This is a genomic window from Arthrobacter sp. 05L45_2, assembly GCF_056397525.1.
This window is the reverse complement of the sequence record NZ_JBFTNO010000229.1, coordinates 1-4,893: the sequence shown is the minus strand read 5'-3', so window position 1 is coordinate 4,893 and position 4,893 is coordinate 1. Positions and strand designations below refer to the sequence as shown.

The 4,893-nt window shown below is 67.1% G+C and carries 5 protein-coding genes; all 5 read left to right on the top strand.

What is annotated here, in order from left to right; translation table 11 throughout:
• The first annotated feature begins 126 nt into the window (after positions 1-126).
• The 5 genes from prfA to AC1DHD_RS14395 are packed head-to-tail and all read left to right on the top strand — an operon-like array spanning position 127 to position 4,776.
• Positions 127-1,200 carry a peptide chain release factor 1 gene (gene prfA / locus AC1DHD_RS14415; protein WP_476880370.1) on the top strand — a complete coding sequence of 358 codons (1,074 nt, stop codon included), beginning with the start codon at positions 127-129 and terminating at the stop codon, positions 1,198-1,200.
• 17 nt (positions 1,201-1,217) lie between these two features.
• Complete coding sequence (gene prmC, locus AC1DHD_RS14410) at positions 1,218-2,129, top strand: peptide chain release factor N(5)-glutamine methyltransferase (RefSeq protein ID WP_476880369.1); 912 nt, start codon at positions 1,218-1,220, stop codon at positions 2,127-2,129.
• A complete protein-coding gene (locus AC1DHD_RS14405; protein ID WP_476880368.1) occupies positions 2,126-2,899 on the top strand; it encodes an L-threonylcarbamoyladenylate synthase in 774 nt (257 codons plus the stop codon). The genes prmC and AC1DHD_RS14405 overlap by 4 nt, the downstream gene beginning before the upstream one ends.
• Positions 2,900-2,901: 2 nt before the next feature.
• Positions 2,902-3,810 carry a glycosyltransferase gene (locus tag AC1DHD_RS14400; protein WP_476880367.1) on the top strand — a complete coding sequence of 303 codons (909 nt, stop codon included), beginning with the start codon at positions 2,902-2,904 and terminating at the stop codon, positions 3,808-3,810.
• Between the two features lie 6 nt (positions 3,811-3,816).
• On the top strand, positions 3,817-4,776 hold the full coding sequence (locus AC1DHD_RS14395; RefSeq protein WP_476880366.1) for a glycosyltransferase: 960 nt from the start codon (positions 3,817-3,819) through the stop codon (positions 4,774-4,776).
• The last annotated feature ends 117 nt before the right edge of the window (positions 4,777-4,893 follow it).

The window sequence follows — 4,893 nt, the reverse complement described above, 5'->3', positions numbered from 1 at the left end:
GGCCGCAACGCTCCGACAGGCCCGATGCCACTCCCGGGCCGGCAAAAAATATGCGACGCCGGCCGCCAGGTCACCGGCCGCTTCGTGCGTCATTAGACTTGGTACCAAGTCGAAAGAGGTTTGAAAATGTTTGAGTCCGTACAGGGGCTGTTGGATGAGCATGCTGCTATTCAGGCGCAGCTTGGGGATCCTGCCGTTTATGCTGACCAGAAGCTGGCCCGGAAGCTGGGGCGGCGGTCTGCTCAGCTGAACGGCATTGTGGAGGCTTACCACCGCTGGGAAGGCATCAGCGATGACCTCGCGGCCGCCAAGGAAATGGCCGACGAGGATCCTGAGTTCGCCGCCGAGGTGCCCGAGCTGGAGACTGCGCTGGAGACGGCCGCGGCCAAGCTTCGCCGGCTGCTGATCCCGCGCGACCCGGACGATGCCCGCAATGTGATCCTCGAGGTCAAGGGCGGCGAAGGCGGCGACGAGGCTGCCCTGTTCGCCGCGGACCTCCTGCGCATGTACAGCCGCTACGCCGAATCCCGCGGCTGGAAGACCGAACTGATCTCCGCCACGGAATCGGACCTCGGCGGCTACAAGGACGTCCAGATGGCCGTCAAGGGCAACTCCAACGACCCCGCCGAAGGCGTCTACGCCCGGCTGAAGTTCGAGGGCGGCGTGCACCGGGTGCAGCGTGTTCCCGTGACCGAATCCCAGGGCCGCATCCACACCTCGGCCGCCGGCGTGCTGGTGCTCCCCGAAGTGGACGAGCCCGAGGAACTCGAAATCAACCAGAACGATCTCAAGATCGACGTCTACCGCTCCTCCGGCCCCGGCGGGCAGTCGGTCAACACCACCGACTCCGCGGTGCGCATTACCCACCTTCCCACGGGCATTGTGGTGGCCATGCAGAACGAGAAGTCCCAGCTGCAGAACCGTGAGGCCGGCATGCGCGTGCTGCGTGCCCGCATCCTCGCGCACCAGCAGGAGCAGATCGACGCCGAGAACTCCGCGCAGCGCAAGTCGCAGATCCGCACCATGGACCGCTCGGAGCGCATCCGGACGTACAACTACCCGGAAAACCGGATCGCGGACCACCGCACCGGGTACAAGGCGTACAACCTGGACCAGGTCATGAACGGGGACCTGGAACCAGTCATCCAGTCCGCCATCGAGATGGACGAGCAGGCCCGCCTCGACGCCATCGGCGACTAGTAGCGACCCCGCCCCAGATGACACCTGATACCCGGCCGAGCCTCGCCGACGCTGTCCGCGAGGCGACGGCGGTGCTCGCCGCCGCCGGTGTGCCGAGCCCCAAAGTCGACGCCGAACTCCTGGCCGGCCACCTGCTGGGCGTCGGCCCCGGCCGGCTCCGCGCCATGGTCCTTGGGGACACGCCGGCGCCCGAGGGGTATGGCGAGCTTGTGGCCGAGCGCGCCCGGCGGATCCCGCTGCAGCACCTCACCGGTGTGGCGCGTTTCCGCTATCTGGAACTCGCCGTCGGACCCGGGGTGTTCATCCCGCGTCCGGAGACGGAGTCCGTGGTCCAGCTGGTAATCGACTGGCTCAAGACCTGGGCCGCCGCGGAGCCGTCCCGCGGACGCGGGCCCAAGGTTGTTGACCTCGGGACAGGCTCCGGCGCGATCGCGGGATCGATCGCGCACGAGGTTCCCAACGCTGAGGTGCACGCCGTCGAGTTCAGCGAATTCGCACACGCCTGGGCCGCGAAAAACCTCGCGCCGCTCGGGGTCCGGCTGGTCCGCGGGGACCTGCGGGACGCGCTGCCCGAACACAACGGCAGCTTCGACGTCGTGGTCTCCAACCCGCCGTACATTCCCGCCGAAGCGGTCCCCAACGAACCCGAAGTGGCGTTGCACGATCCCGCGGAGGCGCTTTATGGCGGGGGAGCGGACGGCATGGAACTGCCCACCGCAGCCGCAGCCTCCGCGGCGAGGCTCCTGGTGCCTGGCGGCTATTTTGTGATGGAACATGCCGAAGTCCAGTCGGGCTGGATTGCCACGATGCTGGAGCGCTCGGGTCACTGGACCGGGGTTGCCACGCATCTGGATCTCAACGGCCGGGAGCGCGCCACGAGTGCTGTCCGCAAGCCCGATGCCGGCAGTGATGAAAGGATAGGTCAGTGACCACCACTTACGATTGCGCGGACGCAGAGCAGCGTGCCGCAGGACTTGAACACGCCCAGCGGGCCATCCGGGAGCACAAATGTGTGGTCCTCCCCACCGATACCGTGTACGGAATCGGCGCGGACGCCTTCTCGCCGATGGCCGTGACACTGCTGCTCGCTGCCAAGGGCCGCGGCCGGCAGATGCCCCCGCCGGTGCTCATTCCCCGGCTGAACGCCCTCGACGGACTCGCCACCGACGTCCCCGCCGAGGCGCGGCAGCTCGCCGAGGCATTCTGGCCCGGCGGCCTGACCCTGATCCTGCACGCCCAGCCCAGCCTCGACTGGGATCTCGGCGACACCAAGGGCACCGTCGCCCTGCGCCTTCCGGCCGACGACGTCGCCCAGGACCTGCTGACCCTCACCGGGCCGCTGGCAGTCTCGTCCGCCAACCGGACCGGCCAGGCCGCGGCCCAGAACGCTGCGGAGGCAGAAGCGCAGCTGGCGGAATCCGTTGAGGTCTACCTCGAGGGCGGCCACCGGCCGGTTGAGGGAAGCGGGGCCGAGCCGTCCACGATCGTTGACGCCACCGCCACGCCCATGCGCGTGGTCCGCCAGGGTGCCATCAGCCTGGAGCGGCTGCGCGAAGTGGTTCCGGGTGTGCTTGGCGCCGGCGAAGAGCCGGCCGCCCCCGCGGATGCTGACACCGCCCACGCGGATGCTGATACCGCCACCGCTGTTGCGGAACCTGACGTTCCCTCCGACTCCGCCGACGACGCCCCCAGGAACTGACCATGCAGCCCAAAGTCGCCGTCGCGGCCGTAACCTTCGACCGCCATCAAGAGCTGGCGCTGCTCCTGAAGGGACTCGCGGACCAAACCGCCCCCATCCACTCGATCGCGCTGGTGGACTCAGGCACCGTGCCGGCCACCGACGTCGTTGCCGCCGGTGGTTCGAACATCAATTACCTGCGCTCCGAGGCTAACCTTGGCGGCGCCGGCGGGTTCGCGTACGCGATCCTGGCCGCCATGGCCAGCGGTGCCGAGTGGATCTGGCTGATGGACGACGACGGCCACCCCGAGGACGGCACCTGCCTCGCCGAGTTGCTGAAAACCGCGGAAGAACACCAGCTCGACATCGTGAGCCCGCTTGTTGCGGCCACGGCCGATCCCAACCGGCTGTCCTTCAACTTCCGGATCAACGGCCTGCTGACCAATGACCGGTCCAAGCTGGCCCCGATGGGCTACCTCCCGGGCATGGTGCACTTCTTCAACGGCGCCCTGATCCGCACTGAGGTCTTCCACACCATCGGCATCCCGGACGTGAAGTTCTTCATCCGCGGCGACGAGGTCGATTTCCTCTCCCGGGTCAAGAAAGCCGGCCTGAAATACGGCACCCTGGCGACGGTGGCAGTGCAGCACCCGGCCACCTGGACCGAAATGAAGCCCGTCTTCGGCGGATTCATCACCCCCGTCATCCCCGAGGGCGAATTCAAGCGCTACTGCTACTTCCGCAACCGGGGTTACCTGACCCGTAAGTACCGCAACCTGCGCTGGTTCAGCGCTGACATGGTCGGCTTCCCGTACTACTTCCTCAAGAGCGGTGACTTCAAAGGCCTCGCGCACTGGTTCAACGCCTACTCAACCGGTTTCCGCGGCAAGGGCTTCGGCTCGCCCGCGCGGCTGATGTCCGGCGACCGCTAGGCCGGCATGGAGAACCTGTACGCCGTCGTCGTCACCTACAACCGGGCAGACTTCCTGCAAAACCTGCTGGAATCCTTTGCCCGCCTCGACAACCGCCCCGCGCGGATCATTGTGGTGGACAACGCGAGCAGCGACCACACCCCGGAGGTCGTGGCCCGGGCCATCTCCGCAGGCGGGGCGCCGATTGAGTACGAACGGCTGCCGGAGAACATCGGCGGCGCCGGCGGCTTCTCCCGCGGCGTGGAGCTGGCGCTGCAGTTGGGCGCCGAATGGCTCTGGCTGATGGACGACGACGTCGAGGTGCTCCCCGGTGCGGTGGAGGCCCTGGCCCGGTTCACCCCCGACTACTCCTGCATAATTGGCCGCCGCTACGACGCCAACGGCAACCCCTTCTTCTGGCAGCACCACTTTGTCGGTGCACTGGGCGTCTTCCTGCCGGTCTCACGCGACGTCTTCCGGCACTCCGACGTTTTCCGCACCAATGTGGGCAACTTCGAAGGCATGCTGATCAACGCCGCAGTTGTCCGTGACATCGGGCTGCCGGATCCGCGCTTCTTCATCACCTGGGATGACACCATCTACGGGTGGCTCGCCGCCCAGCAGACCCCGGTGGTCTACGTCAACGCCTTTGTCATCAAGAAGGTGCGCGCCCAGCGCCAGGTGGACCTGGTTCTGCGCCACCTCAACGACTCCAGTGACCTTAGCCGCCGCTACGTGATGCGCAACCGCGGCCACGTGGGGCAGTACCTCCGGGCGCACGGCAAGTTCAGCAGGCCCGGTTTCGCGGCCGGGACCGCGCTGACGTTCCTGAAGGAAATGGTCCGCCTCATCCTCGTCGAACGCACCCTGAAAGGGACCGGCGCGCTGTGGCGGGGGTGGCGCGAATCACGGGCCATCCTGGCCGACGACGGCTGGCAGCCGATGCCGCCGCTGCCGCCCGCCGGGCACAACGACCCCGGAAACTGAGCCGGGAGAGATTAGTATCGTTCTAGGCTCCGCCGCTGTCCGACAGTTGTGCGGCGGGGTATTTTTTGAAAAAGGCGCATAACCGCCGTGGTAGTGGAAGTCGGTTGCAATTTCTCG

Bases quoted from the DNA above. Each gene is read 5' to 3' on its own strand.
- prfA (WP_476880370.1), top strand. From the start codon at position 127: ATGTTTGAGTCCGTACAGGGGCTGTTGGATGAGCATGCTGCTATTCAG.
- AC1DHD_RS14400 (WP_476880367.1), top strand. From the start codon at position 2,902: ATGCAGCCCAAAGTCGCCGTCGCGGCCGTAACCTTCGACCGCCATCAA.
- AC1DHD_RS14395 (WP_476880366.1), top strand. From the start codon at position 3,817: ATGGAGAACCTGTACGCCGTCGTCGTCACCTACAACCGGGCAGACTTC.
- prmC (WP_476880369.1), top strand. From the start codon at position 1,218: ATGACACCTGATACCCGGCCGAGCCTCGCCGACGCTGTCCGCGAGGCG.